Below are 24899 nucleotides of genomic sequence, written 5' to 3'. Positions count from 1 at the left end.
TTCACAAGACGCCTGACCGTGCCATGACCGTCCTGAACCCACCCATTTGCCTGAGGACGAAAATGACAACATCCAAAGCCAAGATTGTCTACACACTGACCGATGAGGCCCCCGCCCTCGCCACCCGGTCACTGCTTCCCATCCTGGAAACCTTCGCCAAGCCGGCTGGTATCGACTTTGAAACCAGCGACATCTCTCTTGCGGCGCGTATTCTGGCAGGCTTCCCGGACTACCTCGAAGAAAACCAGCGCGTTCCGGATGCCCTGGCTGAATTGGGTGAGTACACCAAGGATCCGGACGCCAACATCATCAAGCTTCCGAACATCTCCGCGTCCATTCCCCAGCTCCGTGCCGCCATCAAAGAGCTGAACGAACAGGGCTACAAGGTTCCGGAATATAAAGAGCACCCGGAAACCGACGAAGAGAAAGAAATCCACGCCCGTTACTCCAAAGTACTGGGCAGTGCTGTTAACCCGGTACTGCGTGAAGGTAACTCCGATCGCCGTGCGCCGGCTGCGGTAAAAGCCTTTGCCCGCAAGTTCCCCCACAGCATGGGTGAGTGGAGCCCGGCGTCCCGTACACACGTAGCGCACATGCGCGGTGGTGACTTCTACTCCAGTGAGCAATCGGTCACCCTGGACAAGGCCACCAACGCCCACATCGTGTTTGAGAACAAGCAGGGCAAACAGACGGTACTGAAGCCCGACCTGCCGCTGCAGGAAGGCGAAGTGCTGGACGGCATGTTCATGAGCAAGAAGGCTCTGGTGAAGTTTTTCGAAGACGCCATTGCCGACTGCGAGAAAACCGGCGTGATGTTCTCCCTGCACGTTAAAGCCACCATGATGAAAATCTCCCACCCGATCGTGTTCGGTCACGCGGTGAAGGTTTTCTACAAGGAGCTGTTCGACAAATACGGCGACCTGTTCAAGGAAATCGGTGTTAACCCGAACAACGGCTTGTCTTCCGTCATTGAGAAGATCAAGCAGCTGCCGGAGTCCAAGCAGGAGCAGATTCAGGAAGACCTGCACGCGTGCTATGAGCACCGCCCGGAAATTGCCATGGTGGATTCCGTTAAAGGCATCACCAACCTGCACGTACCGAGCGACGTGATTGTCGATGCCTCCATGCCGGCGATGATCCGCAACTCCGGCAAGATGTGGGCCCGTGACGGCAAGCTCAAGGACACCAAGGCGGTTATGCCGGAGTCCACCTACGCCACCATCTACCAGGAAGTGATCAACTTCTGTAAAACCCACGGCGCGTTTGACCCCACCACCATGGGTACCGTACCGAATGTGGGCCTGATGGCGCAGAAAGCCGAAGAGTATGGCTCCCACGATAAGACCTTCGAAATGAAGGAAGACGGCATTGTGCGTGTGGTGGCCGAAGACGGCACCGTACTGACCGAGCACAAGGTTGAAGAAGGCGACATCTGGCGCGCCTGCCAGACCAAAGACCTGCCGATCCGTGACTGGGTCAAGCTGGCGGTTAACCGGGCCCGCTCCAGCGGCACGCCTGCGGTGTTCTGGCTGGACGATGAGCGCGCCCACGATGCCCAGCTGATCAAGAAGGTTGAAAAGTACCTGGCCGAGCTGGACACCGACGGTCTGGAAATCCACATCAAGTCTCCGGTTCGCGCCATCCGCTGGACCATGGAGCGCCTGATTCGTGGTCTGGACACCATTTCTGTCACCGGCAACGTGCTGCGGGACTACCTGACCGACCTGTTCCCGATTCTGGAACTGGGCACCAGTGCCAAGATGCTGTCCATCGTTCCGTTGCTGAACGGCGGTGGCCTGTACGAGACCGGTGCTGGCGGTTCTGCGCCCAAGCACGTACAGCAGCTGATCCAGGAAAACCACCTGCGTTGGGATTCCCTGGGTGAATTCCTGGCCACGGCGGTGTCTCTGGATGAGCTGGGTGAGAAACAGAACAACCAGCGTGCCCGTCTGCTGGGCCAGACCCTGGACAAAGCCACCGAGCGCCTGCTGGAAAATAACCAGTCTCCGTCTCGCGTCACCGGTGAGCTGGATAACCGGGGTTCCCACTTCCACCTGGCTCGTTACTGGGCGGAAGAGCTGTCAAAGCAGGATGATGACAAGGAGCTGAAAGAGTTCTTTGCCAAGTTGTCGAAACAGCTGGAAGAGAACAAGGACAAGATCCTGGAGGAAATGACCGTGGTGCAGGGCCACCCGGCCGATATCGGTGGTTACTACCACCCGCCCATGGAGAAGGTGTGTGAGGTGATGCAGCCAAGCGCGACCTTCAACAAGATCCTGGCCGATGCACGGGACTCCGTGAAGTAAGGCCAGCGGTTCAGCCGGCCGGAGCCTGCTCCGGCCGTGATTGACAAAAACCGGGTTGCCCATGGTCGCCCGGTTTTTTTGTGCTTGCTCCTGCGGTCAATCCTGCTGCAGAGGCACTAACAGGCCATTGGTCAGGCGTGCCAGATCGTCCGGCGTCAGCTCTATCTCGAGTCCACGTTTGCCGGCGCTGACGAACACCGTCGGGAAGTGGTGGGCGGTGCTGTCGATAAACGTTCGGAGCCGTTTTTTCTGGCCCAGAGGGCTGACACCACCCAGCACATAACCGGTGGTTTTCTGGACCAGCTGTTTGTCCGCCATCGTGGCTTTCTTTGCCCCGGCGGCCCTTGCGATCTGCTTGAGGCCCAGCATGGCGGTGACCGGTACAATGCCGACCGCCAGTTCCTTGTCATCCAGGCTCACCACAAGCGTCTTGAATACTTGCTCCGGCGCCACACCCATTTTCGCCGCTGCTTCACCACCGTAACTCTCGGCCGCCGGATCGTGGTCGTACTCATGTATGGTGTAGTTCACTTTGGCCCTCTTGGCCGCAAGAATTCCAGGGGTCATGCAGGGTCCCGTATTGATCGATGGTGGACGGAATTAAAGCATGCACTGCCGGCGACGTCATCCCTCTGGCACCACCGGCCAGTAACGGGAAATTTCCCCCAGTCTGGCATCGAAAACGGCGAGATCGCCGAACTGCAAAAACACAGACTCGCTCTGATGCGGCCTCAGGAATACCCAGTCGTCTTCCTGCAGTGGCACCCCGGCGGCCAGGTTAAGCATCTCCTGATTACTGGACCGTCCGAACACCGGGTTGGTTGTCAGCCCCGCCGGTGACACCGGCCGAGCCTTCCAGTTGCCCCCGTAAATGAAGACCGCCCTGGCCCGGTTGGGGTTCCACAATCGCTGCAGTCGGCCAATGCCCGGTGTGCCGGGAATCCGGTTGGCTTCCTGCAGTTTCAGCACCGGAGTGGCAATGAAAGCCGCAGGCTGGTGGCCCGCCAGGGTGGCCAGGTCGAAATCCGTGGGCATCACCAGGCCGGAGCCGGCCGCCAGTTCGTTGGCGGTAATGGTGTTGGCCCGGCCCTTATATAACTGGTACGTGGTGGAGCCTCCGGTGTTGAAGGTGAGCCCTGCCAGATCACGCCCCAGGGTGTTCCGGGCCAGTGAAACATACCGGTTGTAACGGGCCATGGCCTTTTGCCACAACCAGTCGGTTGGCCCCGGTGCTTTCACGATATGGGGTTCATAACCCATAAAACCGCTGAAGCTCAGCCAGCGGGATTGCTCTATGTCCAACAGCGCCCGGGATAGCAGCTGATCATAGTTGAACCCGCCCCGGTGCAGGCCGATATCCAGTTCCAGGTTCACCCGCATAGGCTCGCTCCGTTGACGGGCCAGTTGCTCGTATTGCGCCAACCGGCGTGGAGAGTCGATCAGCCATTGCAGTTGCTGTCGGGGCTGGAAGTCGTTCTGGTCAGCCTGGTGCCGACCATAGAAACGGGCAGCCGCCGCGACCGGTAACGGTTTGCCCAGCAGAATGTCGGCGTCAGGGATGGAGCTGGCAATCTGGTTGAGGAAAGGCTGGTGAAACAGCATCAGCCGCCGGGTGCCGGTCTTGGCCATCACGTGCTCCAGTAAGGGCACCGAAGGCAGGGATTTCACCACAATCCGGTAGTCGAAGTCGTGGCCAAGGTGTTGTAGCAACACCTGAATGTTGTGGTCCAGGCGTTGCTGGTCAATCACCAGAGTGGGTGTGGCCAGCCCGCTGGCATCCAGCGCCCGGGACAGGGCGCGGAAGTAGTGTGAGTGGCCATCGCGAATAGCCGGGGGCCGGAGCCATGCGGCTGTACCCAGGCCGCCGGCCGCCATCCCGGCCAGAATGAGTTTGCGCCTTTGCTGACGGAACGCTTCGCTGTGAGCCATGGTGGGTTATCCGTGGGAGGTATTGTCGCTGAAAAGGCCGGCCAGGTAAGGGTTCAGGAAACGGCCGTTCGGGTCGAGACTTTTCCTTACTTCACAGAATGCCTGCCATTTCGGGTACAGCGCCCGGAGTTCAGCGGCGGTAAGCGTGTTCAGCTTGCCCCAGTGAGGCCTGCCACCATACCGGCGGAATATCGGCTCCACTGCGGCAAAGAGCGGCTGGTAGTCATCCTCGAAAAACCGGTGGACGGCGATGGATACTGAATCCCGCCGATAGAATGGGCTGAGCCAGGCATCATCGGCTTGCACAAAGCGCACCTCGAAGGGAAAGAACACCTCCGGGAAACGGTTTTCAACCATATCCACCACCTCCCGGAAGGCCTTTTGCCAGTTTTCTCTGGGCAGGTGGTACTCCATCTCATTGAAGCGCACATTGCGGTCACTGGTGTAGTTCTGCCAGGAAGGCGCCACCTTCTGCTCCCGGGCCAGGGTGCGCATATAACCCCCGAGAATCAAGCGCCGCAGCTTGGGGGACCAGGCCAGGTAGTCGCGGGCTTTCTGCAAATCCCGGGCGCCGTCGTTTTGATCCAGTTCTGGGGTTGCCGATAGGGGGTCATCGGTGATGTCGTGGGTGCTGGTGAAGCCCATGCCGGAGAACGGAATGTAATAGAACTCAAAATTGCGATGCTGGTCTGCCAGGGTGTCCGCCGTTGCCAGAATGTCCTCGATGGGCAGCCATTCGGTGGTTTTCCGGAGCCGATATGGGCGGGTATTTTGCAGGGTGACGTCAGTCACAATGCCCAGGCAGCCTAGCCCCACCCTCGCTGCCTGGAACAGGTCCGGATGCTGGGTCTGGCTACACTCGATACGCTCGCCATTGGCGGTGACCAGTGTCATCGCCGTTACGTAGCCAGACAAGCACATCAACTTGCTGCCAGTGCCATGGGTTGCAGTGGCCAGAAGGCCCGCCAGGGATTGTTGGTCTATATCGGGCATGTTGAACAGGGCCTGGTCAATCGCTTCCAGGGGTTGGCCCAGTTGCCCGAGCAGGGTGCCGGCGGCCACCTTGGCCTGGCACCGGCTGTCATCATGCCCCAGAACGCCGCTCAGGCGAGCCATGGATACCAGAATGCCGTCGGTGGGTACCAGGGCGGAGAATGAATGGCCAGAGCCAACGGGGCGAACGGGCAGGTGTCGATGGTTTGGGGCGGCAAGGAGTTCCTGCAGCTCGGTGACGCTCCGGGGGGCAACACGCATGGCAGGGACCGACTGCTGGGAGCCAGACCAGTTACGCCAAGGCAAAGGGGACTTGCTGCCCCCGGCGTTGCTTTGTGCCTGTGCCGGCGCTTGCTGTGCTGCCTGCAGCGACCGGGTGTGCCCGACGATGGCGGTACTGACCAGCAATTGCAGAAAATGCCGTCGTTCCATATGAATCTACCTCAGGTTTCTGCCGGCCGCGCCATGAATTCGATGAGCGCCTGAAATTCTGCGGTGTCGCAGTCCATGCACAAGCCGTAGGGCGGCATACCACCCATGCCCGACACCACGTTGTCCACCAGGCGGCGCATGCCTTTCTCCAGGCGCCTGTTCCAGGCTTCGCTGTCACCGGTCAGGGGGGCATCCGAAGTGCCCCGGCTGTGACAGGCCATGCAGGAGCGCTGATAGATACCGGAAAGTTCAGGGTCTTGAGGACGGGCTGTTTCGGCATAGTCCCGGATGGCCTGTTCAGAAGGGCCGGAGGGTGAACAACCGCCAATGATCAAGGCAAGGCTGGTAATGACCAGCAGCCTGGCGTGAGTATGGTGCAGAGGGTGTTGAATCATTGTTTTTGCCCAAAACAAAACTATGTGTCACGTTTAGTTTTGTGGAAATGCCGGGAAAATGCAACCTTGCCTCGACTGAACGTGTGAAACTGTCTACTTTTCCTATAGGACAGCTCCCCAAGGCAAAAGGAAGACTATGCAGCCTGAACAACCAGAGCAAGGGAAAGAAACCGGCTGGAGTAACAGTCAAAGCCCTTTGCGCCGTGCCCTGTCGGCCACCCTGGTGTACCTGGTGGCAGGTATCATCTGGATTACGTTTTCTGACCGGATGGTGGAGATCTGGTTTGCGGACCCCCGGTCCCTGTCAGCCATGCAAACCTGGAAAGGGTTTTTGTTTGTCGCGGTCACAGCGCTGGTGTTATTCACCGTTATGCTGCGCTTGCTCAGCAAGGATCGTTTGTTGCTGTCGCTTCAGCTGGACCAGCGGCGGGCGCTGCGCCAGAGGGAGCAGCAACTGCGGGTATTGATGGATAACCTCCCGGGCATGGCCTATCGATGCCGGAACGACGACAGCTGGACCATGATGTTCGTTTCTGGTGGCTGTGAGCAGCTGACCGGCTATCTGCCCGACGACCTGATCAACAACAAGCTCGTCAGCTATGCCAGCCTGATGGATCCGGATGCAATCGAACAGGTGTCCGAAGAGGTCGCCATTGCGGTGCGCAAAGGCCGGTCTTTTTCCCTGGAGTACGCTATTACCCGCAAAGACGGCCGTAAGGTGTGGGTCTGGGAGCGTGGCTGCGGTGTCGAGCACGATGACGGCAGTGTTTTCCTGGAGGGGATAGTGCTGGATATCTCCGACCGCAAACAGCTGGAAACCGAGTTGGAGGAGATGGCCACCCGAGATCCTTTGACCGGCCTGCTCAACCGGCGGGAGTTCTCCAGAGTCCTGGAGGAAGAGTTGGAGCGCGCCCGCCGCTATGAACGTCCGATGGCGCTGCTATGGATTGATTTTGATCACTTCAAGGACATCAATGACAGCTGGGGCCACGCTGCTGGTGATACCGTGCTCTGTGCGGTGAGCGAGATCCTGACCGACCGGGTAAGAAGTGTCGATTCCGTCGGCCGGTTTGGTGGCGAGGAATTCGTTATTGTGCTGCCGGAAATGGATGTGGAGGGTGCCCGGGATACCGCCGAGCGTTTGCGCCAGCGGGTAGGTAACGCGCCGATACCGCTGGAGTCTGGCCACTCGGTGCCATTAACCATCAGCGTGGGTGTCGCGGTTTATCCTGTTCATGGTCACACAGTGGAAACACTTTGCAGCGCAGCGGACAAGGCGATGTATCAGGCCAAAATGCAGGGTCGCAACTGTGTGGCCATGGCGCAGCCGATCGAGCCGGTTCATAATGAAATCTGATAAAGGCTGAAATGTCGGCCTCAGCAAGTGTCCCGGGAGGGGCCAGTTCTCAATAACGATAAAAGGCGTCCGTTATGCATTCACTCGCCCGCCGTGCCCTGCACACCTGCGATATTCCGGAAGACCTGACCTCTGTCACTTTCCGCAATCGTGACACCGAACACCCGGATCGGGTTGGTTTACCGCAGGACGTAGTGGAATCCGTATGGCGTAGTGTGGAGGGCTTGTACCGGACCGGTGTGCACCCGGGAATCCAGCTGTCGCTCCGTTACCGGGGCGAGCAGGTGCTGCATGGCGCCATGGGCCATACCCGGGGCAACGGCCCCCATGATCCCGCCGCTCTGCCCAGGCTGCCGATGACCACGGAAACCCCGATCTGCTATTTCTCCGCCTCCAAGGCGGTGACGGCGCTGCTGATGCACATGCTCGCAGAGCAGGGCCTGGTGAATCTGATGGACCCGGTTTCCTACTACTGCCCGGAGTTTGCCAAGAACGGAAAGCGCACCATCACCGTGCACCAGATTCTCTCACACCGGGGCGGTATTCCGGCGATTCCCCGTGAGACCCCCATAGACGTGCTCTGGGAGCGTGATGAAATCTGGCGCCTGCTGTGCGCTGCCAAACCGGTCGAGGTGGATGGCGCGAAGGTGGCTTACCATGCCATTACCGGTGGCTTTGTGTTGCAGCGGGTCTTGGAGAAGGTCACGGGCGATACCATCGAGAATTATCTGGACCGGTACCTGCGCAAACCTATGGGTATGAAGTGGTTCACTTACGGAATCGCCCCGGAGAAGCTGCACGAACTGGCTACCAATTATGCCACCGGCCCGACCCCGATGTTTCCGCTGTCGTGGATCGTCAGCCGGGCCCTGGGCGGAGACATTCGCACGGTGGAGAAAGTCACCAACGACCCGCGCTTCCAGGAGGCGGTCATACCCGCCGGTAATCTCTGTGGCACCGCGGAGGAAATGGGCCGGTTCTTCCAGATGATGCTCAATGGCGGGGTCTGGAATGGTCAGCGAATTTGCAGTGAATTAACCATCCGCCGTGCCATCCACCAGTTCGGTTCATTGCAGATAGACCGTACCATGATGATCCCCATGCGCTTCAGTGCTGGCATGATGCTGGGCGGCAACCCGGTAGGACTCTGGGGGCAGCAGAGCCGTTATGCCTTTGGCCATGTCGGTCTGATCAACAAGTTGTGTTGGGCCGACCCGGCCCGGGATATTTCCGTGAGCCTGCTCAACACCGGGTTTCCGATCGTGGGTCATCACTTACCTGCACTGGCCAGATTTGTCTATACTGTGTGCAGGCAGTTCCCGGTGTTGCCGGAAAACAAGCGAAGGCTGGTGGCTGCCTGAGTCAGTAAAAGTGAAACCTTTTTCATTCTAATTGCACTTTGTCTGACAGTTCTGCAAAATCAGGCATTCTGAAACGGATTATTCACCAGACTCAAAGGATGAGGCACCATGGACAAACCGGAACTTCCCCCGCCTGAACTTCAGCGCGTCAAGCTGGACCAGCACGACAGCGTACGCAGCCATGTGCAACAGCAGGTCTGCGACGAGGTCCAGCGCCTTGAGTGCCGTATCGAAACACTGCGCCTGACCAAAGCCCCCCATGCGGCCATCATGATCTCCACCTACGAGCGTATGATCAGCCGGAAGAAAGGCTTTCTGCAGAACTGGGACCTGTGAGCCTATTTGCGGGTTGAGGCCGACGCTGCGTTCCAGGTGGCGATGGCGAGATCTTCGCTCTGGTAGACGCAGTTATCGGGATTCTGCTTTGTTGCATCGTCGTCTTCCGCCCCGTCGTCCGGTACACGGGCAGGCTTGCCATCCGAGGTGTAGATATGCACGGTATCCATGGCGTAGTTGATCTCCACCCGCAAGCAGTCAGGGGTGGTGTTGTCTTCTTCATATCGGTCCAGGTTAAGTACCGTCTGATCGGTATTCTTGATAAACAGCGTGTCGAGCTGGGCGTCGGTTACAAAGGTTTGGCGTAGTTCAATGCCCCCGTGATTCCGGCTGACGTAATCGGCGGTGGCATACTCCGGCTGGTTGTAGCCACTGGCAACAAACTGCAAGGCGTCAAAGCGGGAACCGGCCAGCACACTCAGCAGCTCCGGCTGCTCTTCCCTGACATCATCGTTGACGCTTCGGGCCACATACTGAATGGTCCGATAGACCTTTTCGGTAAGGTCACTGCCTTCGGGACCCTCCGGCAGATATCGCCAATCGAGGGTCTGGTAGTTCCATTCGTAGTCGTTCAGGGGCTGGAGACTGAAGGACGCCGCCTGGTCGGTAAAGCGAATACGGGCGCCGGCACTGCGGGTGTTGTAGTTGCCGGCCTGGGACAGCGCGATGCGATCCCGGATATAACGCCGGCCTTCATCAAAGTTGGTAATACCGCCCACGCTGATCACCTGGTTCATCAGGTCCAGCGGGTTACGCACCCGGGTATAGTCCTGGCCGGTGTCGTCTGGCTGTGCACCGATGAAGATATCGATATGCCGCCGGATTTCTTCCACCGTAGCCAGGTGGTCCTCGTTGTCGGCGTCGTCGCCAGTGGGTTGTATGCTTTGGTAGAAATCGCTGAACCGGGTGAAGCTGAGGGTATCCGGCGCCTGCTCGGTGTTGGTCAGGTCAAAGGTTGAGAACACCAGGTCAACATTGGTTGCCGGGTTGAACGCGGAGGAACCGGTACTTTCCATCCGGCACCCCGACAGGGTGAGGACGGACAGGGAAACGGCAACAAAAAGGCAGGAATGTCTCATTTCAGGTGGCCCCGGGGTGCGAAAAAACGGGTGAAAGGCTAAAGTGACTTGTGCTGACAATAAACGATAAAGCACGCAGCTACCCGCGCGGAGATCACATTTTGCAGCAACGGTTTTCCGAAACGCTCAACCGGGTGCTCGTCGCCCTGTTGATGCTGGTTGTTGTTTCCCTGCCATCGCTGGTGCAGGCGAAAAACGCCTGTCCTGCCGGGTCGGTGGTGCTGGATAGTACGACCAGCAGTGTGCGTAATCTCGATGGCTGTATCTGGTATCTGGAAGACGCCGGCCATGAGCTGGCCATTGACGACATCCTGGCTATGCCGGAGGAGCAGTTCAGCCTGCACCGGGGAGGCGTGCTCAATTTCGGTTATACCGACTCGGCCTACTGGACCCGTTTTGATCTGACCACCCGCGGCAGCCAGGTTGCCAGCAACTGGATCCTGGAACTGGCGTTGCCACTGGTGGATGAAGTCTGGCTGTATGTGGTGCGTGACGGTCGGGTGGTTGAACAGCGCCGTGCGGGCTACCTCGACAACTGGGACGACCGGGATCTGGCCGTGCCCAACCCGACCTTCCGTCTGCAGTTGTTGCCCGATGCCACCACCACCGTGTATCTGCGAACCACCACCACCAATACCTTCAGGTTGCCGGTAACACTCTGGCACCCGGACAGTTACATTGAGAAAGTCTCCATCGATGAAGCGGTCAGGGGCGTGCTGTTGGGGGCCATCCTGGCCATCCTCGCCTATAACCTGTTTGTTGCTGTGTCAGTCCGGGAACGCAGCAACATCTATTATGTGCTGTACCTGGTCTGCGCGGCGGTGTTTATCGGCACCGAACAGGTGCACGGGGTTCAGTTGCTGGACAACCGGCCACCGATTCTGGACAAGGCCTACCTGCATTTTCAGATCATCCTGACCTGGTTCTTCGGGTTGCTGATGGCCCGTTCTCTGCTCGAGACCCAACAGCGTTCCCCGGACCTGGACCATGTGATCCGCCTGTGCCTGTATTCGGTGACGGCCACCTTCGTGTTGTCGTTCTTCATGCCCTACTCGGTGGCGATGGAATGGATTGTGGTGGGGTCCATTCTGTTGAGCCTGATCCTGATTGTGGTCAGTTACCTGTCATGGCGCTATTACAACCCGGCGGCCCGGTCCTACTTCTTTGCCTGGACCATGGCGCTGATCGGTTTTGGGATCTATGCCCTGACGGTCATGGGGTATCTGCCCCTGAACACCTTCACCACCTATGCTCCCCAGTTTGGGTTAGTGGCTCAGATCATTCTGTTTTCCTTCGCCCTTGCCGATCGCATCAAGCAGGTTCAGGGCGAAGCGCTGGCCTGGAACCAAAGGGCACTGGCCAATCTCCAGCGCTACCAGTCACTGTTTGATAACGCCATTGAAGGGGTCTTCCAGATGTCGCCAGACCGGCGCTTTGTCACCGCCAATCCGGCGATGGCCGAGTTGTTGGGCTACAGCAGCAGCCGCGAGTTACTGCAGGACAACCCGGATGTGCTGGAAACCTGTATAGCCGATGACCGGTTGCGGCGCCTGGTGGTGGAACAGCTGGAGGTCCGGGGCATGGTCAAGGGTATTGAAGCCCGCTATTTCACCCGTAGTGGTGTTGAACGCTGGGCCACCATCTCGTTGCACACGGCCTACGATCTGGATGGCGAGCCGCTGCACCTTGAGGGTACCTGCATTGATGCAACTGAAAGTCACCAGCGCCAGCGAATCGAGCGTGAGCGTGAGCAGGAGCGCCTGGAGAAAGAGCTGGCCCGACACTCAGCCGAGGCCAAGAGTCAGTTTTTGGCCAACATGAGCCATGAAATCCGGACACCGCTGGCGGCCATTATCGGGTATGGCGAAACCCTGCTGGACCCAGACCTTGATGAACGGGAAAAACGCAGCAGCGCCGAGACCGTCGTGCGCAGTGGCCGGCATCTGCTGGAGCTGGTCAACGACATCCTCGACCACTCGAAGATCGATGCCAACAAGCTGGATGTCGATGTGGTTCCGGTCATGCTGCCGGATTTGCTGGATGAGATTCGCGCCTTTTTCGAACCCCGGGCCCGGGAAAAGGGCCTGGACTTTAACATTATCTGTGACTTTCCCCTGCCCGAGCAGATCCTGACCGACCCAACCCGGTTTCGGCAGATCATCATTAATCTGTGTGGAAATGCACTTAAATTTACCGAAAAAGGCACTATTTCTCTGATTTTGCGCTGTGACCGAGAAGCTGAAATCCTCTGTGCCCGGGTTGTGGACACCGGCATTGGCATGAAGCCGGAGCAACTGGAGCGGCTGTTTGATCCCTTCGCCCAGGGCAGTACGGCTATCTCCCGGCAATACGGCGGGACAGGTTTGGGACTCAGCATTTCCCGCCGGTTGGCCGAGCTGCTTGGCGGGAGCATCCGGGTATCCAGCACCTACGGTGAGGGCAGTGAATTTGACGTCTGCATTCGTACCGGGGGCCTTGCCGACGTTCATTTCCTGCGTGACGCCTCGGAGTTGAACCAGCGCCGGCGGGGTATTGCCATGGTGTTGGCCCCCAGGCTCAAAGGCCGGATTCTGTGTGCTGAAGATAATGACGTGAATCGACGCCTGGTATCCATGCTGGTGGACAGAACCGGTGCCGAGCTGGTGCACGTCAGTAACGGAGCCGAAGCGCTGGAATTGGCCAGCCGGGAGCGATTTGATCTGATTCTGATGGACATCCAGATGCCGGTGATGAACGGCCGGGATGCCACCCAGGCTTTGAGAGAAGCCGGGGTAAATACCCCAATCATCGCCCTGACAGCCAACGTAATGACGGAAGACATTTCCGAGTACCGGTTGGCAGGCTGTAATGAGCATCTGGCCAAGCCCATCGACAAACAACGCTTCTACGAGGTGCTGGCCCGGTACCTGACGGTTTGCCCCGAGGACTATCAGGGCGATACGCGCCAGTACTCGGGCAAGGTGCTGGTTGCCGAAGACAACGACGACAATCGTTTGCTGGTTGAGCGGATGTTACGGCGCTTTGGTGTTGAGCCGGTTCCGGTCGCCAGTGGTGATCTCGCGGTCCGGCTTGCGCTGGCTGACACTGTGCATCTGGTCCTGATGGATCGGCACATGCCGGAAATGGACGGTGTAGCCGCCACCCGCCTGCTGCGCCAGGCCGGTTTCCGCAGGCCGATCATAGCTTTCACGGCCGGGGATCAGACCGAGAACGATGCTCTGCTGGCGGCGGGCTGTGATGGGGTGCTGAACAAACCGATCGACCAGTCGCATTTGCAGGCCATTCTCGAACGATACCTGGTGGCGTCACCAGCCTCAGCGGTCACCTCCGATGATATGGCGCATTTGGTGCCCCGGTTTCTCAGTGGGCTCGGGGATCGGCGGGAGCGTATGCGAGTGGCTTTCCGGGCCAGGGATGCGAGCGCATTACAGATGGAAAGCCACCAGATCAAAGGCACCGCCGGGGCCATGGGTTACCCCTTGATGACGCGCCAGGCGAGCAGTCTGGAAAGCCGGCTGCGGGAAGATCCACCAGATTGGGCGCGAATCGGCAAAGCACTGAGAACACTGGATGAGATGATTGAACGGGCTCTGCATGGAGCGCCGGGTGAATGGGCTACAACACAGGAACAGGCCAATGAGTGAAAACCGACAACAACAGGAACAGTATTCCCTCAGCATGATGTATGGTACCTACGCCGACGTTCTGTTCGTGCTGTTTCCGTTTCTGGTGATTGCCATGCAGCGGTTGTGGGATGGCAACCTGTACCAGACGCTGATGCGCCCGGACCTGAGCATCGCGGCGGCGATACTGGCGGGTCTGGCCATTGGCAAATTTGTGCTTGGCCTGGTGACCAATCGAGAGCTTGGGCGTTACAAAGAGCGTATTGTGTTCTTTATTGCCTTGACGTTGTTCGTGGTGCTCGGCCCGGCGATTATCCTGATACTGAGTATCACAGCCAACGCACAGGTCCCGGGATTTGTGGCGTTTGTGCAGCCGGTCTTGTTGATTGTGGCCATTTCGCTCTACACCACGGCGGTGAGCATCGCCAATATTCTGGTGCGTACCAACCAGGGGCCGTCAGGGGCGGAGGTGTCTGAAGCCACGTCGCCGTCGAAAGATGGTCGTCCCCGGCCCGCGCCCCTGGATTTGCCCAGACGAACCGGCAACGATGGCTACTGATCGGAGCGGATAATACAGGAGACAATGGATGACGGATCTGAGAATACTGGTAGTGGAAGATGAGCCCGTGATGCGGGAGCGGTTGGTTGAAATGCTCTACAAGGCGGGGGCGACGCAGGTGGCTGAATGCCCGGATGCGGCCTCGGCCCGGGCGGCTTTCGATGCCAGCGAGTACCATATTGTTCTGCTGGATCTGGGTTTGCCGGATGGAGATGGCCATGAGTTAATGACGCGCTTCAAGCAGATTCGGGAGGATCAGCATATCGTGCTGGTCACCGCCGATGACTCCATTGAAAGCATTCAGCGGGCAATCAGTGCCGGTGCCAATGGTTATGTGGTCAAGCCCTACTCCCAGGAAAAAATTCACGATGTGGTGAATAACTACGCCATCGTGCATGGCGGCGATATGGCGATGATGCAGGGGCTGAACCGGCGCCACTGACCGGTTCAGCGCATCGTCAATGCAATCAGGCGACCTGGCGTGCAATCCAGGAGTTATAACGGGTGGCCAGGGCACGCACGTAACGCGCTTCGGATCCATCCAGATTGCCCAGAACCCCTTTGAAAATCCAGCCTCGTTCATACAGGCCCAGCACCCGCTGTTCGTCATCCAGGTTGACACGCTGATTCAGTTTCTTGCAAATCGCATCCAGCAGCGGCAGCTTTTCCGGGCGCTTGATCGGAGCCTGACGATTGCTGATCGGCTGATTGGCTGCACGGGTTGTCGGATGTCTTCTCATGATGTTCTCCTTGTCGTTTTGCGGCTGCAAAAACAAAAAACCCCGGGGCCTGAGGCAACCGGGGTTTGGCAGAGAAGCTGCCCCGGTCGCCGCAATGGCTCCCGGGACTGACCGAAAGCCGTTAGATGTCTTTCACCATGGCGCGCACAGACTGCCCGTGACGGCAACCGGTGGCGGAGTAAGCGGTGGTCTTGGTAATCATCCTGGTCATATCAGCTCTTTGGATTCGGTTCACTTACCAGTGTATAGGCAATTGGCCGGTTTGCAATAGCCCCGGTGATTCGGCAAACCCGTACAGACGTGGCGAAGGTCGATCGGGATAATTCCCAGCGTCACGTGTTTTTACGTTGTGCAATCCGCGGTACCTCCGTATCAGGTATCGAATGGATCTCTCCTTTCTACGCAGCCGAATTGGCTGCGTTTTTTTTGCCCGGATATTGGCAGGCCAGGGTGGTTTCGGTTAGTTCGTAGCCACTAGTCCGTACAGCCTCTTGGGGGCGTTTTTGCGATAATTCGTACACTAACTTAATGCATTGAATTATCCGAAACCCAGAGGTTGAAACCGAAGAAAATGCCCGACGAACCCGGATCTGCCCGTAACAAATTCCGTTCCGATTTCATGGTTGAGCTTGCGTTGATTGTCGCTGTGGCCGTATATCTGATGATGGCCCAGGGGCAGGCAGTTGGAGAAAATCTGTCGTTTACCGTGGTGGGTGCAGCCCTGATGGCCCTGGCCACTTACTGGACGCTGCACACCGTTCGTGACGGCCTGGAAGTTATCGCACTGCGGCTTCGCCCAGGCAAGTAACCCGCTCCCAGGTTTTGTGCAGGATCAGCGCGTCGTTGGCGGCCCGGTGAACCGGTAGTCCCAGGTCGGCAATGACTTGTTGGCGGGTGCCCGACCACTGCCGCACCTGGGCCGGGTTCAGCAGCATGGACACCGATTCCAGCTGGAACTCCGGGGTTTCGCCGGCGGCCCGGAACAGCCGGTGCAGCCAGAAGCTGTCAAAGGTCCAGGCGTCGCAGAAGATCTGCTCTGGCAGGAGGCGGTTCAGGGCACGGGCCACCTCCGATACCTGTGTGCCCTCCTGCTCCAGCCGTGCCCGGGATATACCGTGGATGGTTTCCGCGCTCTCTGACCAGTCCTGCCAAAGTACGTGCGGCTGAATCAGCCAGCTGTGCAGGCTGCCATCGGGCATGCACACGCCAACCTCGATCGGATAGCTTGCGATCAGATCGAGACTGGATGCTTCAAAGTCGATGAATGCCGGGCTGCTGTCTGAGTTCATTGAATCGTTGCTGGCTGTTTGTCGTTTTCCATCGAGTTTACCCCTGATCTTTCCGTGACGCGAACCCAAGCGGCTCTGGCGCTGTTACAATATAGCCATGGTTTGTAAAAGCCCAATGACAAATCCCCTTCTATTCCTGGTGAATACCCCATGACTGACACCGTTGTCGTTATCTATTCCGGGGGCATGGACTCCTTTACCCTGCTCCATCTTGCCCGGGCCCGTGGCCATAAGGTGCATGCCCTGTCGTTTAACTATGGGCAGCGTCATGTAAGGGAGTTGGAGGCGGCAGCTGCGGTGTGTCAGGCGGAGGCGATTCCCCACAAGGTGATTGATATCCGCGCCATGAGTGAGGTGATGGCGGGGTCCTCACTGACCTCAGACATTGCGGTGCCGGAGGGGCACTATCAGGAAGACAGCATGAAGTCGACGGTGGTGCCCAACCGCAACATGATCCTGCTGTCGCTGGCCACCGGCTATGCGGTCACGGCCGGTGCACAAGCGGTCTGGTTTGGCGCCCATGGCGGTGATCACGCCATCTACCCGGATTGCCGGCCGGAATTTATCGAGAAAATGGATGCCGTGTGTCGGGTGGCGAATTACCAGCCGGTGGCGGTTGAGGCGCCTTTCATGGCACTCGACAAGGGTGAGATCCTGGGTGAGGGGCTGAAGCTGGGCCTGGACTACAGCCAGACCTGGACCTGCTACAACGGCCGGGAACTGGCCTGTGGTCGCTGCGGCTCCTGCGTTGAACGCCTGGAGGCGTTTGCGGCTCATGGCCTGAAAGATCCCCTGGCTTACGAGAGTCGCGCCTGATGTACCGGGTAAAGGAAGCGTTTTACACCCTGCAGGGTGAAGGTGCCCAGGCGGGCCGGGCAGCGGTATTCTGCCGGTTTAGCAAATGCAATCTGTGGACCGGACGGGAGAAGGATCGGGCGGGGGCTGTCTGCAACTTCTGCGATACCGATTTTGTCGGTACTGACGGCCAGAATGGCGGTCGTTTCGAGACTGCTGTGGAGCTGGCCGAACATATTCGTAAGCTTTGGCCCGACGCCCCGGGCCGACCCTACGTGGTTTGCACCGGTGGGGAACCCCTGTTGCAGCTGGACAAGCCGTTGATTGATGCCTTCCACGCTTCGGGTTTCGAAGTAGGGGTGGAAACCAACGGTACCCTGCCGGCACCGGAGGGAATTGACTGGTTGTGTGTCAGCCCAAAGGCCGACGCCGAGGTGGTGATTACCGAATGTGATGAGCTGAAACTGGTGTATCCCCAGCCCTTGGCCCAGCCGGAACGGTTTCTGGGTATTCGGGCCAGGCACTATTTCCTGTCACCGATGGCCTCGCCGTCTGTGCCGGATCAGAATGATGACCCGGTCAAACGCAGCAACACCCGCAAAGCGACCGAGTATTGCCTGGCGCATCCGCAATGGCGCCTGACCCTGCAAATGCACAAGATCCTGGGCATTGACTGACCGAATGCCCGGGTGAGCCCCGCAGGCACTCTCCGGTCATGCTTCAGGCCGTTCGGCGCAGGGCCGTTTCCCGGGTGCGGAAATGGCTGGGGCTCAGACCGGTCCAACGCTTGAAGGCCCGGGTAAAGTTGGCCGCATCGGCATAGCCAAGGGCATCGGCAATCTGGCTCAGGTTCATGCCCGTGTTTTCCAGAAGTTCCTTGGCCCGCTCAAGGCGAACCTGATCCACCAGTTGCTGGAAGCTGGCCTCTTCTTCCTGGAGGCGGCGTTTCAGGGTGCGCTCGGACACAAACAGGGTAGCGGCTACCCGCGCCAGTTTTGGAGGAAACGGATGACTGGTCTCGATGACCCGTCGAACCCGGCAGGCAAAGCCGGCATCCTCCTTTAACTGCTTCAGGGCTTCCTCGCACTGCGCCCGTGAACTGGCAGCAAGCTGGTCGTCGCTGAATCGCACTGGCAGGCAAAGCTGGCTGACGGGCACGATAAGCGCGTTCTCGGTCGCGCCGTATTCCACCGGCACCCCGATACGATTGCGAAAGCGGTGGAAGTGGTTGGGCTCTGGCCCGCGCCGAAGCACCCGTGTGCCGGGCACCAGGGTGCCGGTCAGTTGGGCGCCCATGGTGACGCAGCCAAACAGAACCGCATCCAGCACAAAACCCTGCAGTGGCCCCAGCTCGATGTCGCAGGTCACGTTATACCAGGCGTTCTGCCCGGATACCCGTTTCTGAACTTTCAGGTGGGGCGCTCGCAGCGTCAGGTAGCGGGTCATCAGCTCCAGCGCCTCTTCCAGGGTTCGGCTGCTCATGACCGCCGTTCCCAGGGCGCCGTGCAGGGGGAGCTTGAGCTCCCGGGCGAGCATGATGCCAAGGCCCGGCTCGCCACTCTCAATAATGGCGCGGGTGACAAACTCGCTGGCCTGGGCCTGGCTGACTCTTACTTCCGTTGAGTTCAGGCGGGTGGGGTCAAGACCGACCCGAAGAATGAGATCCCTTTCGTCCACTCCAATGGTATGCAGCAATTCGGCCAGGGTATGCAGGTAGATGGCCGGCATGCCCAGATCCTGTGCAGTAGAAACTGAGACGCGCATGGGTTTCCTCGTCAGCGACTGTTCTTGTTATGTAAGGGTGTTCAGTATTGCTGATTATGACCGTTTGCCCGGGCCAGCCCCATGACTTGATTGACGGGTCAATGGGCCAGAGAGGCCAATTCGGCACCTCTCCGTTCAGTCATTTCAATGGCTATGGCGCCGGATGAAGGTTTCCAGAACCTTGGCGGAACGGCCAGGATTTTCCAGCATGGGCAGGTGGCCGACGCCCCGGAATACATGCACATCGGCGTCTGGTGTGGCGGTTCTGAACCAGTTTACGCAACGGGTCGGGGTGATAACGTCTTTCTCGCCCCACTGCACCTGCAGCGGTGGTGTGCCCGGGCCGAGATACCGGGCCGGAGCCAGGGCGTCAGCGAGCATGTCGTTGAAAATGTGTCTCAGTGCTTGTCGGCGGTTCAGAAGGTCCGGGCCCAGTAATCCGGCCATGGCCAGCCCGGGTAACGTTGGTTTGCCGGTGCCCACACTGTTGAACATCCGGTAGACCCCGGCCCAGTCCTGGGGAATCAGGATGGCATCGCGATCAGACTCAAAGGGAGCGTCAATATCCACATCCGCATGTTCCGGGATACCGGCACTGTTAAGCAGTGTCAGTGACCGGGGAGGTTGCTCCAGCTTATGGGCCAGAATCGACGCAATGGCGCCTCCCATGGAGCTGCCGGCAATGTGCAGGTTGTCTGTCGCGTAGCCGGATAGCCAGTCACTCAGCCGTCGGGCCTGGCTTTCATAGCGGTAGCAGGCGTCAGCATGGTACTGGCTCTCACCCAGTCCGGGTACGTCCGGAACCAGCAGGTGCCAGTCTGCAGGGAGTTTCTGCATCCAGAAGGCCCAGTTTTCCTTCATGGCGGCAAAGCCATGTATCAACACCAGGGTTGGTCGCCCGGGTGCCGGTTTGCCACGTTCCAGAAACACCATGCGATGGCCGTCGACAATGGCTTCCTGCCGTTGTGCGCGCAGCAGCCAGCGTTGGCCGGTGCGGGCGACCGGCCATAGGTTCGGGGTCGGGACTTTCATGGATACGACAACCTCTTGATGGTAAATCCGAATTCCAGTTTACCGCCCCTGTGGTTGGGTGCTATTGCCTGCCCGCCCCGATCTGGCGTCGGTGCGGCAACCGGGTTCAAGGCGATGGCAGCCGGATATCCGTGATCACCGGGTTGTGATCCGAAGAGCGCCAGGGGCCGCTGACCGGTATCCGAGGTGGCTGGTCGTAGCCCAGGGCCCGGGGTTCATCGGCGTTGATGTTCCAGGCCTGGGCGTGGATGACATGGGGCAGCAGGCTGGCCGAAGCCAGGGCATAGTCGAGGCTGCCTTTTTCTCCCCGGTATCGGTAACTGTGGTGTGGGCAGTGGTCCTGTTGGCAGGGATGGAAGTGGTGCACCAGGCTGGTAAAGCCCTGGCGATAAAGCACCTGCACCGGGTCTTCCTGAGCGTAGCTGTTGAGGTCGCCGGTGATCAGGGTGCCGGCGAGTGTGTCCGGTGCCGGAAGTGAGCCAAGCCAGTCGAGCATGGTTTCGGTAGCCTGGCTGCGCCGATAATTGAAACAGCCCTGGCCGTCTTTCTGATCGGAATCTTTGCCGCTGGCGTTCCGACAGGACTTCGATTTCAGGTGCGTCACTACGATGCGAACAACCTGGTCGCCATGCCGGGCCTGGAACATCTGGGCCAGGGGAGGCCTGCCCATGGGCTCTGACGGCTGCCGGCTGGCATCGCCAACAGGGGTTGCCCGGTCTGTCCGGTATAACAGGGCGCTGCGAATGGCGTCGGAGCCGTCATCGCCGGGTGTCGCCACAAAACGCCACTCGGCGCCAAGTCGCGCGGCCAGTTCGGCAACGGCACTGTCTGGGCCATAGCCGTCGTTTTCAAGTTCGGTGACGGCCAGTATGTCTGGGTCTGGCAGGGTGAGAGCCGCCACCAGCCGCTGGTTCTGTTCCCGGAAGGCTGCCACGCTCTCTGCCCCCCGGGCAGTGGGAAAGCCTGCACCCTGGCGGTTACCGTTGAAGTAGTTCTCCAGGTTCAGGGTGACGATCCGCAGGTCGACGTCATCGGGCTTTCCGGGTGGTTGCGGGCGCTCGTTGCTGGCTTTGAAGACCGGTTGCCTGTCTGGCTGGACACGCCACTGGCCAAAGCGGAAATCGAGAACACCCTGCAGTTGCGAGACGGTATCGCCGGCGCGTACCGTGTTCCGCCCATCAAGCCCGCCCGGTGGCCAAGGCACGGGATCGGGATTGCGCACGGCCAGGCCATCGTCCAGAAACACACGGTGTTGATGGTTGTTGTGGGCCTGCGTGACGGCTGCTGGCCCCGGTGCCAGGTATTCCGTCGGGATGACTTGATCCTCGGCGGCCAGAGTAAGCTCGCCGTAAAGGGCAAGGTTGTAGTGGTCAATAACCGTCAGCGGGGCGGCAAAGCGAACCCGCATGTTCTCAAGACTTTCCGGTGGTTGTGACCAGGGCAGTGACACCTCGATGGGCCTGGGCATTTTGCCCTCGCCGCAGACTGTCAGCTTGCCGACATCCACCAGTTCCGTCAGACCATGATATTCCTTGACGGTCCCTGTCAGTCGCAGGCGCTGGCCGAGCTTGCCCGCTGCCTGGCGTGTGTAGATGAACAGGGCTTCGGAGGTGGCCGGGTTCTGGTCCGTTTCAGCATCAGCCTGTTGCAGGTAGAAACCACCAAAACCACCTTTGTGGCGACTGTCCTGGGTGAGGATGCCTTCGACGGTGACGGTTTGCCCGACCAGGGGCGAAGCAGGGCCGCTGCCCTGAATGGCGTGGATGGCAGTGGCCGGCGCGCCGCACGCCTCGGCCACTGCCTGCGTCGGGACGCAGATCGTGGTAGCCAGGCCGAGGGCGGCGTTGAGCAGAAGTCTGGAAAGTGTCGTCACCGGGCCAGTCTAGCAGAGACCGGCCACCGCTTTGAGTGCCCGTTCGCGCTTGCTGCCAAAGCCAAGCTGGTCCGGGTTGGCCAGTTCCAGCTGCTGCACCAGTGGGTCCGGGTGGCTATTGTCAAAGGTAATTCCGAGCCGGGACAGGACATAGGGCGCCAACGCTGCACGGGTTTCGATGCTGAGGCAGCCCTGTTCCATACCGTAGTCGTTGGCAATGATCTGTTGTTGCGCCTCGGTCAGGCGCTGATCAGGTGCGATCTCCAGGGTGACCAGGCGTTGCCAGTCTTCATCCTGCTGCGCGGTGTGCCTGGATTTCTGCCGGAGTGCCTCCGGCTGGCCCTGAAAACGGCTCAGGGCGAAATCCCGGAATTCCCGGTTGGCATTGCACCAGGCCCGCACATGCCAGCTGTTACCCGTGCATACCAGTGAATGCGGCTCCAGCAGGCTGTCGGCGGCTTCCGGTCGGCTCAGGGACACGTAACTGGCCTTGAGTTGGCGGTGATAACGGGTAGCGTTAACCACAGCCCGCATGGTTTCCGGGGCGATGCGCCGGGACGGTTCCGGGATGACGGCATTGCCCGGCAGTCCAAGCTCCAGGTCAGAAAACGTGTCGCTCAGGCTCTGTTGCCGCGCAAGCAGGTCTTGATATTCGCTAACCTGGCCCCGTGTTACCACCGGTTTGAAACCGGCTGCCGGCACATAACCTTTCAGGTGCCGGTCGTAAACCAGGTTGCCGGGAGCCAGTTCCCGCAAGTAGGTGTTGATATCCTTTGATGCCTGCTGGCGACCAATGCCGAAACTGTGGCAGATGTGGTTGGTGGTCAGGCGTCCTTCCCACAAGGCGATGATTTCAATCAGTCGATAGCGAAGCAGTAAATCCCAGCGAATGGGCCAGTCCGTTTTCTTCATAACCAGGCGCTCACGGTCCGAGTAAGTAGCTTGATGTTTATGTTACCCGCTACGGCTATCAGGTTCTGTTACGGCCCATTAATGTAAAACATTGTCAAATACCGCGCCACTACTGGGTTCGAGGTCTCGGCAACTGCTTAATGGAGTCGTCTGGCGATGGCTGGTTAAATACTCACCAGCAGACAACCCATAACGTTGCTATCTTTTCTTTACTGTCACCCTGATGTAACCCAATACTCGGAGCCACTCATGACCCGAATGGTCACCTCCCTTTCGGCGCTGATCCTCAGCATTGTGTTGCTGGTCAGCGGCAATGCGTTTCTGATGACGCTGCTGGGTATTCGCCTGAGTATCGAAGAAGTCTCACCCAATGTCATTGGCTGGGTGCTGGTGTGCTATTCCATCGGTTTTGTCCTTGGCACCCTGTATGTCCACAAGATTATTGGCAGGGTAGGCCATATCCGCGCCTTTGCGGCATTTGCTGCTATGGCTGCCGTGGTGTCGCTGATGTATCCGATGGCGGTGTCGATGATTTTCTGGGCGGTCCTTCGGGTACTGTCTGGCTTCACCATCGCCGGTGTGTTGGTGGTGATTGAAAGCTGGTTCTCCAGCCGTGCCACTAACGCCAACCGGGGTGCGCTGTTTGCCGTTTACCAGATTGTTTTCTACTTGTCGGCCGCCGGCGGCCAGTTGATTGTCAACGTGGGTGACCCGGGCAGTTTCCTGCCGTTTTCGCTGGCGGCCATCCTGCTGACTCTCGCCCTGATTCCTCTGGCTCTCACTCGAATGGAAGCGCCGGCGATTGAGCAGGTGCACCGGATGTCGATCTTCAAACTCGGGCGGGAATCATTTTCCGGTGTCGCTGGCGCGCTGATCAGCGGCGTCATGATTGGCGGCTTCTATGCACTGGGGCCGGTATACGCCACGTTAGTGGGGCTGGACGTGGCCAGAACTTCGACCTTCATGGCCAGCGCCATCATTGCTGCCATGTTGTTGGCCTGGCCATTGGGCCGGGTGTGCGATCGATTTGACCGACGCCGGGTGATGTTCTGGGTGGCACTGATTGCTTCCGCTTCGGCCGTTGGGGTTGGCGTTTTCGGGGCGGCAAGCCTGGCGTTGCTCACCCTGCTGGTAGGACTTTTTACCGGTCTGTCGGCCACTCTGTACCCAATCGCGGTGGCCATCACCAACGACCGCATGGACAGCAACCGGATTGTCGCCGCCAGTGCCACGCTTTTGCTGAGCTACGGTATTGGCAGTGTGATCGGGCCGATCACCATGGCGGAGTTAATCAACATCATGGGGCCCTCCGGCTTGTTCTATGGCAACGCCGGCTTCCTGGTGTTGCTGGCAGTGATCACTAGCTACCGGATCAGCCACACCGACGACGTGCCGGTGGAGGAGCAGGAGCACTTTGTCCCGGCCATGCCGGAGGCGTCTCCGGTGCTTTCCGAGCTGGACCCGCGTAACACCGAGTTCCACGAATCTCCGGAAGTGGAGGAAATGCAGGAAGAGTTGCGTCAGGCTGGCTGACGCGCCTTTCGGTTTTCCCCAATTATATTTTCACCCTGATATCTGTTTTTATTTCAATGGTTAGCTTACTATTGGTGAATTTCCAATAAGGTAAGTGTTTTCTCGGTTTTCGGGGTGGCGTTTGCTTGTCCCATGCCGGATCACCATCAGGAGTGTTTAACCATGAGAGATCAATTCCCGTTTGCCGTTGCCCGGGTTACCCGCCGCTGGCGCAAGATGCTGGATGAGCGGTTGAAAGACTTGGGAGTCACGCAGGCTCGCTGGAGCACCATGGTGTATCTGCAGCAGGGTGGTGAAGGCCTTACCCAGCGCGAACTGGCCAGTCTGATGGCCATTGAAAATCCCACCCTGGTCAGGTTGCTTGATAGCCTGGAGCAGCAGGAGTTGATTGAGCGACGCCCCTGCCCGAACGATCGACGCGCCCGCCGGTTGCATCTGACCAAGGCCGGTGCCGAGTTCATGGATGAGCTGTCCGAGCGTGCCGCTGTGTTGCGTGAAGAGATGCTGGAGGGCGTGACTGACAAGGAAATCGAATGCGCGCTCAAGGTGTTCCACAAAATTATGGATAATGCCGAGAAGCAGAAGTAACGC

23 protein-coding genes are annotated in these 24899 nt (G+C 59.0%); 12 read left to right on the top strand and 11 right to left on the bottom strand.

The features are described 5' to 3' along the window. Positions 1–62: 62 nt before the first annotated feature. Entirely contained in the window at positions 63–2306 is a 2244-nt protein-coding gene (locus J122_RS04475) for an NADP-dependent isocitrate dehydrogenase (RefSeq protein ID WP_061331359.1), read from the top strand. A 96-nt stretch (positions 2307–2402) separates the two neighbouring features. On the opposite strand, the gene ybaK is transcribed toward J122_RS04475, so the two are convergent. From ybaK to J122_RS04455, 4 genes are read right to left on the bottom strand one after another with little or no spacing between them, the layout of a single operon-like run. Beyond that, positions 2403–2873 carry a Cys-tRNA(Pro) deacylase gene (gene ybaK / locus J122_RS04470; RefSeq protein WP_061331358.1) on the bottom strand — a complete coding sequence of 157 codons (471 nt, stop codon included), beginning with the start codon at positions 2871–2873 and terminating at the stop codon, positions 2403–2405. 57 nt (positions 2874–2930) lie between these two features. Beyond that, the gene (locus tag J122_RS04465; protein ID WP_061331357.1) at positions 2931–4235 is read right to left on the bottom strand and encodes a DSD1 family PLP-dependent enzyme; all 1305 of its coding nucleotides are present in this window, start codon (positions 4233–4235) and stop codon (positions 2931–2933) included. 6 nt (positions 4236–4241) lie between these two features. Beyond that, positions 4242–5660, bottom strand: a complete 1419-nt coding sequence (locus J122_RS04460; RefSeq protein WP_061331356.1) for a D-arabinono-1,4-lactone oxidase — start codon at positions 5658–5660, stop codon at positions 4242–4244. 11 nt (positions 5661–5671) lie between these two features. Then, complete coding sequence (locus J122_RS04455) at positions 5672–6055, bottom strand: c-type cytochrome (protein WP_061331355.1); 384 nt, start codon at positions 6053–6055, stop codon at positions 5672–5674. A 136-nt stretch (positions 6056–6191) separates the two neighbouring features. Between J122_RS04455 and J122_RS04450 the strand changes: the two genes are divergently transcribed. The 3 genes from J122_RS04450 (at position 6192) to J122_RS04440 (ending at position 9109) form a co-directional block, all read left to right on the top strand. Then, the gene (locus J122_RS04450) at positions 6192–7412 is read left to right on the top strand and encodes a GGDEF domain-containing protein (protein ID WP_061331354.1); all 1221 of its coding nucleotides are present in this window, start codon (positions 6192–6194) and stop codon (positions 7410–7412) included. A gap of 74 nt (positions 7413–7486) precedes the next feature. Beyond that, entirely contained in the window at positions 7487–8773 is a 1287-nt protein-coding gene (locus tag J122_RS04445; RefSeq protein WP_061331353.1) for a serine hydrolase domain-containing protein, read from the top strand. A 108-nt stretch (positions 8774–8881) separates the two neighbouring features. Continuing rightward, a complete protein-coding gene (locus tag J122_RS04440) occupies positions 8882–9109 on the top strand; it encodes a hypothetical protein (protein ID WP_061331352.1) in 228 nt (75 codons plus the stop codon). A 2-nt stretch (positions 9110–9111) separates the two neighbouring features. Here J122_RS04440 and J122_RS04435 read toward each other — a convergent pair whose 3' ends face one another. After that, positions 9112–10125, bottom strand: a complete 1014-nt coding sequence (locus J122_RS04435) for a hypothetical protein (RefSeq protein WP_227510092.1) — start codon at positions 10123–10125, stop codon at positions 9112–9114. A 164-nt stretch (positions 10126–10289) separates the two neighbouring features. Here J122_RS04435 and J122_RS04430 point away from each other — a divergent pair, with 164 nt between their 5' ends. From J122_RS04430 to J122_RS04420, 3 genes are read left to right on the top strand one after another with little or no spacing between them, the layout of a single operon-like run. After that, positions 10290–13832 (top strand): 7TM diverse intracellular signaling domain-containing protein, encoded by a 3543-nt coding sequence (locus J122_RS04430; RefSeq protein ID WP_061331350.1) that lies wholly within the window; start codon positions 10290–10292, stop codon positions 13830–13832. Next, on the top strand, positions 13825–14370 hold the full coding sequence (locus tag J122_RS04425; RefSeq protein ID WP_061331349.1) for a hypothetical protein: 546 nt from the start codon (positions 13825–13827) through the stop codon (positions 14368–14370). Before J122_RS04430 ends, J122_RS04425 begins: the two co-directional genes overlap by 8 nt. A 28-nt stretch (positions 14371–14398) precedes the next feature. After that, complete coding sequence (locus J122_RS04420; protein WP_061331348.1) at positions 14399–14812, top strand: response regulator; 414 nt, start codon at positions 14399–14401, stop codon at positions 14810–14812. Between the two features lie 25 nt (positions 14813–14837). Here the strand turns inward: J122_RS04420 and J122_RS04415 are convergent, their stop codons facing one another. Continuing rightward, the gene (locus J122_RS04415) at positions 14838–15110 is read right to left on the bottom strand and encodes a hypothetical protein (protein ID WP_061331347.1); all 273 of its coding nucleotides are present in this window, start codon (positions 15108–15110) and stop codon (positions 14838–14840) included. Between the two features lie 571 nt (positions 15111–15681). Between J122_RS04415 and J122_RS04410 the strand changes: the two genes are divergently transcribed. Beyond that, entirely contained in the window at positions 15682–15918 is a 237-nt protein-coding gene (locus J122_RS04410) for a hypothetical protein (protein ID WP_058092893.1), read from the top strand. On the opposite strand, the gene J122_RS04405 is transcribed toward J122_RS04410, so the two are convergent. Next, on the bottom strand, positions 15887–16399 hold the full coding sequence (locus J122_RS04405; RefSeq protein ID WP_061331346.1) for a hypothetical protein: 513 nt from the start codon (positions 16397–16399) through the stop codon (positions 15887–15889). The two genes, J122_RS04410 and J122_RS04405, sit on opposite strands and share 32 nt — an antisense overlap. A gap of 150 nt (positions 16400–16549) precedes the next feature. Here J122_RS04405 and queC point away from each other — a divergent pair, with 150 nt between their 5' ends. Together queC and queE are read left to right on the top strand one after the other, a co-directional pair. Beyond that, on the top strand, positions 16550–17215 hold the full coding sequence (queC, locus tag J122_RS04400) for a 7-cyano-7-deazaguanine synthase QueC (protein ID WP_061331345.1): 666 nt from the start codon (positions 16550–16552) through the stop codon (positions 17213–17215). Then, entirely contained in the window at positions 17215–17871 is a 657-nt protein-coding gene (gene queE / locus J122_RS04395) for a 7-carboxy-7-deazaguanine synthase (RefSeq protein ID WP_061331344.1), read from the top strand. Before queC ends, queE begins: the two co-directional genes overlap by 1 nt. A 43-nt stretch (positions 17872–17914) precedes the next feature. On the opposite strand, the gene J122_RS04390 is transcribed toward queE, so the two are convergent. The 4 genes from J122_RS04390 to J122_RS04375 form a co-directional block, all read right to left on the bottom strand. Continuing rightward, complete coding sequence (locus J122_RS04390; protein ID WP_061331343.1) at positions 17915–18958, bottom strand: AraC family transcriptional regulator; 1044 nt, start codon at positions 18956–18958, stop codon at positions 17915–17917. Between the two features lie 144 nt (positions 18959–19102). Continuing rightward, complete coding sequence (locus tag J122_RS04385) at positions 19103–19990, bottom strand: alpha/beta fold hydrolase (protein ID WP_061331342.1); 888 nt, start codon at positions 19988–19990, stop codon at positions 19103–19105. 106 nt (positions 19991–20096) lie between these two features. Next, positions 20097–21863, bottom strand: coding sequence for an ExeM/NucH family extracellular endonuclease (locus tag J122_RS04380; protein ID WP_061331341.1), 1767 nt, complete (start codon positions 21861–21863; stop codon positions 20097–20099). A 9-nt stretch (positions 21864–21872) separates the two neighbouring features. Further along, positions 21873–22775, bottom strand: a complete 903-nt coding sequence (locus J122_RS04375; RefSeq protein ID WP_061331340.1) for a helix-turn-helix transcriptional regulator — start codon at positions 22773–22775, stop codon at positions 21873–21875. A 249-nt stretch (positions 22776–23024) separates the two neighbouring features. On the opposite strand from J122_RS04375, the gene J122_RS04370 reads away from it, so the two are divergent. Together J122_RS04370 and J122_RS04365 are read left to right on the top strand one after the other, a co-directional pair. After that, positions 23025–24308: an MFS transporter gene (locus J122_RS04370; RefSeq protein WP_061331339.1), complete on the top strand. Its 1284-nt coding sequence runs from the start codon at positions 23025–23027 to the stop codon at positions 24306–24308. Between the two features lie 162 nt (positions 24309–24470). Then, positions 24471–24896: a MarR family transcriptional regulator gene (locus J122_RS04365; RefSeq protein ID WP_058092884.1), complete on the top strand. Its 426-nt coding sequence runs from the start codon at positions 24471–24473 to the stop codon at positions 24894–24896. The last annotated feature ends 3 nt before the right edge of the window (positions 24897–24899 follow it).

Source organism: Marinobacter excellens LAMA 842, from assembly GCF_001574445.1.
Taxonomy (GTDB): Bacteria; Pseudomonadota; Gammaproteobacteria; order Pseudomonadales; family Oleiphilaceae; genus Marinobacter; species Marinobacter shengliensis.
The sequence above is the reverse complement of the archived record's forward strand: the minus strand, read 5'-3'. Positions and strand labels throughout refer to the sequence as shown.

Bases quoted from the DNA above. Each gene is read 5' to 3' on its own strand.
- J122_RS04475 (WP_061331359.1), top strand. From the start codon at position 63: ATGACAACATCCAAAGCCAAGATTGTCTACACACTGACCGATGAGGCC.
- ybaK (WP_061331358.1), bottom strand. From the start codon at position 2,873: ATGACCCCTGGAATTCTTGCGGCCAAGAGGGCCAAAGTGAACTACACC.
- J122_RS04465 (WP_061331357.1), bottom strand. From the start codon at position 4,235: ATGGCTCACAGCGAAGCGTTCCGTCAGCAAAGGCGCAAACTCATTCTG.
- J122_RS04460 (WP_061331356.1), bottom strand. From the start codon at position 5,660: ATGGAACGACGGCATTTTCTGCAATTGCTGGTCAGTACCGCCATCGTC.
- J122_RS04455 (WP_061331355.1), bottom strand. From the start codon at position 6,055: ATGATTCAACACCCTCTGCACCATACTCACGCCAGGCTGCTGGTCATT.
- J122_RS04450 (WP_061331354.1), top strand. From the start codon at position 6,192: ATGCAGCCTGAACAACCAGAGCAAGGGAAAGAAACCGGCTGGAGTAAC.
- J122_RS04445 (WP_061331353.1), top strand. From the start codon at position 7,487: ATGCATTCACTCGCCCGCCGTGCCCTGCACACCTGCGATATTCCGGAA.
- J122_RS04440 (WP_061331352.1), top strand. From the start codon at position 8,882: ATGGACAAACCGGAACTTCCCCCGCCTGAACTTCAGCGCGTCAAGCTG.
- J122_RS04435 (WP_227510092.1), bottom strand. From the start codon at position 10,125: ATGGAAAGTACCGGTTCCTCCGCGTTCAACCCGGCAACCAATGTTGAC.
- J122_RS04425 (WP_061331349.1), top strand. From the start codon at position 13,825: ATGAGTGAAAACCGACAACAACAGGAACAGTATTCCCTCAGCATGATG.
- J122_RS04420 (WP_061331348.1), top strand. From the start codon at position 14,399: ATGACGGATCTGAGAATACTGGTAGTGGAAGATGAGCCCGTGATGCGG.
- J122_RS04415 (WP_061331347.1), bottom strand. From the start codon at position 15,110: ATGAGAAGACATCCGACAACCCGTGCAGCCAATCAGCCGATCAGCAAT.
- J122_RS04410 (WP_058092893.1), top strand. From the start codon at position 15,682: ATGCCCGACGAACCCGGATCTGCCCGTAACAAATTCCGTTCCGATTTC.
- J122_RS04405 (WP_061331346.1), bottom strand. From the start codon at position 16,399: ATGAACTCAGACAGCAGCCCGGCATTCATCGACTTTGAAGCATCCAGT.
- queC (WP_061331345.1), top strand. From the start codon at position 16,550: ATGACTGACACCGTTGTCGTTATCTATTCCGGGGGCATGGACTCCTTT.
- queE (WP_061331344.1), top strand. From the start codon at position 17,215: ATGTACCGGGTAAAGGAAGCGTTTTACACCCTGCAGGGTGAAGGTGCC.
- J122_RS04390 (WP_061331343.1), bottom strand. From the start codon at position 18,958: ATGCGCGTCTCAGTTTCTACTGCACAGGATCTGGGCATGCCGGCCATC.
- J122_RS04385 (WP_061331342.1), bottom strand. From the start codon at position 19,990: ATGAAAGTCCCGACCCCGAACCTATGGCCGGTCGCCCGCACCGGCCAA.
- J122_RS04375 (WP_061331340.1), bottom strand. From the start codon at position 22,775: ATGAAGAAAACGGACTGGCCCATTCGCTGGGATTTACTGCTTCGCTAT.
- J122_RS04370 (WP_061331339.1), top strand. From the start codon at position 23,025: ATGACCCGAATGGTCACCTCCCTTTCGGCGCTGATCCTCAGCATTGTG.
- J122_RS04365 (WP_058092884.1), top strand. From the start codon at position 24,471: ATGAGAGATCAATTCCCGTTTGCCGTTGCCCGGGTTACCCGCCGCTGG.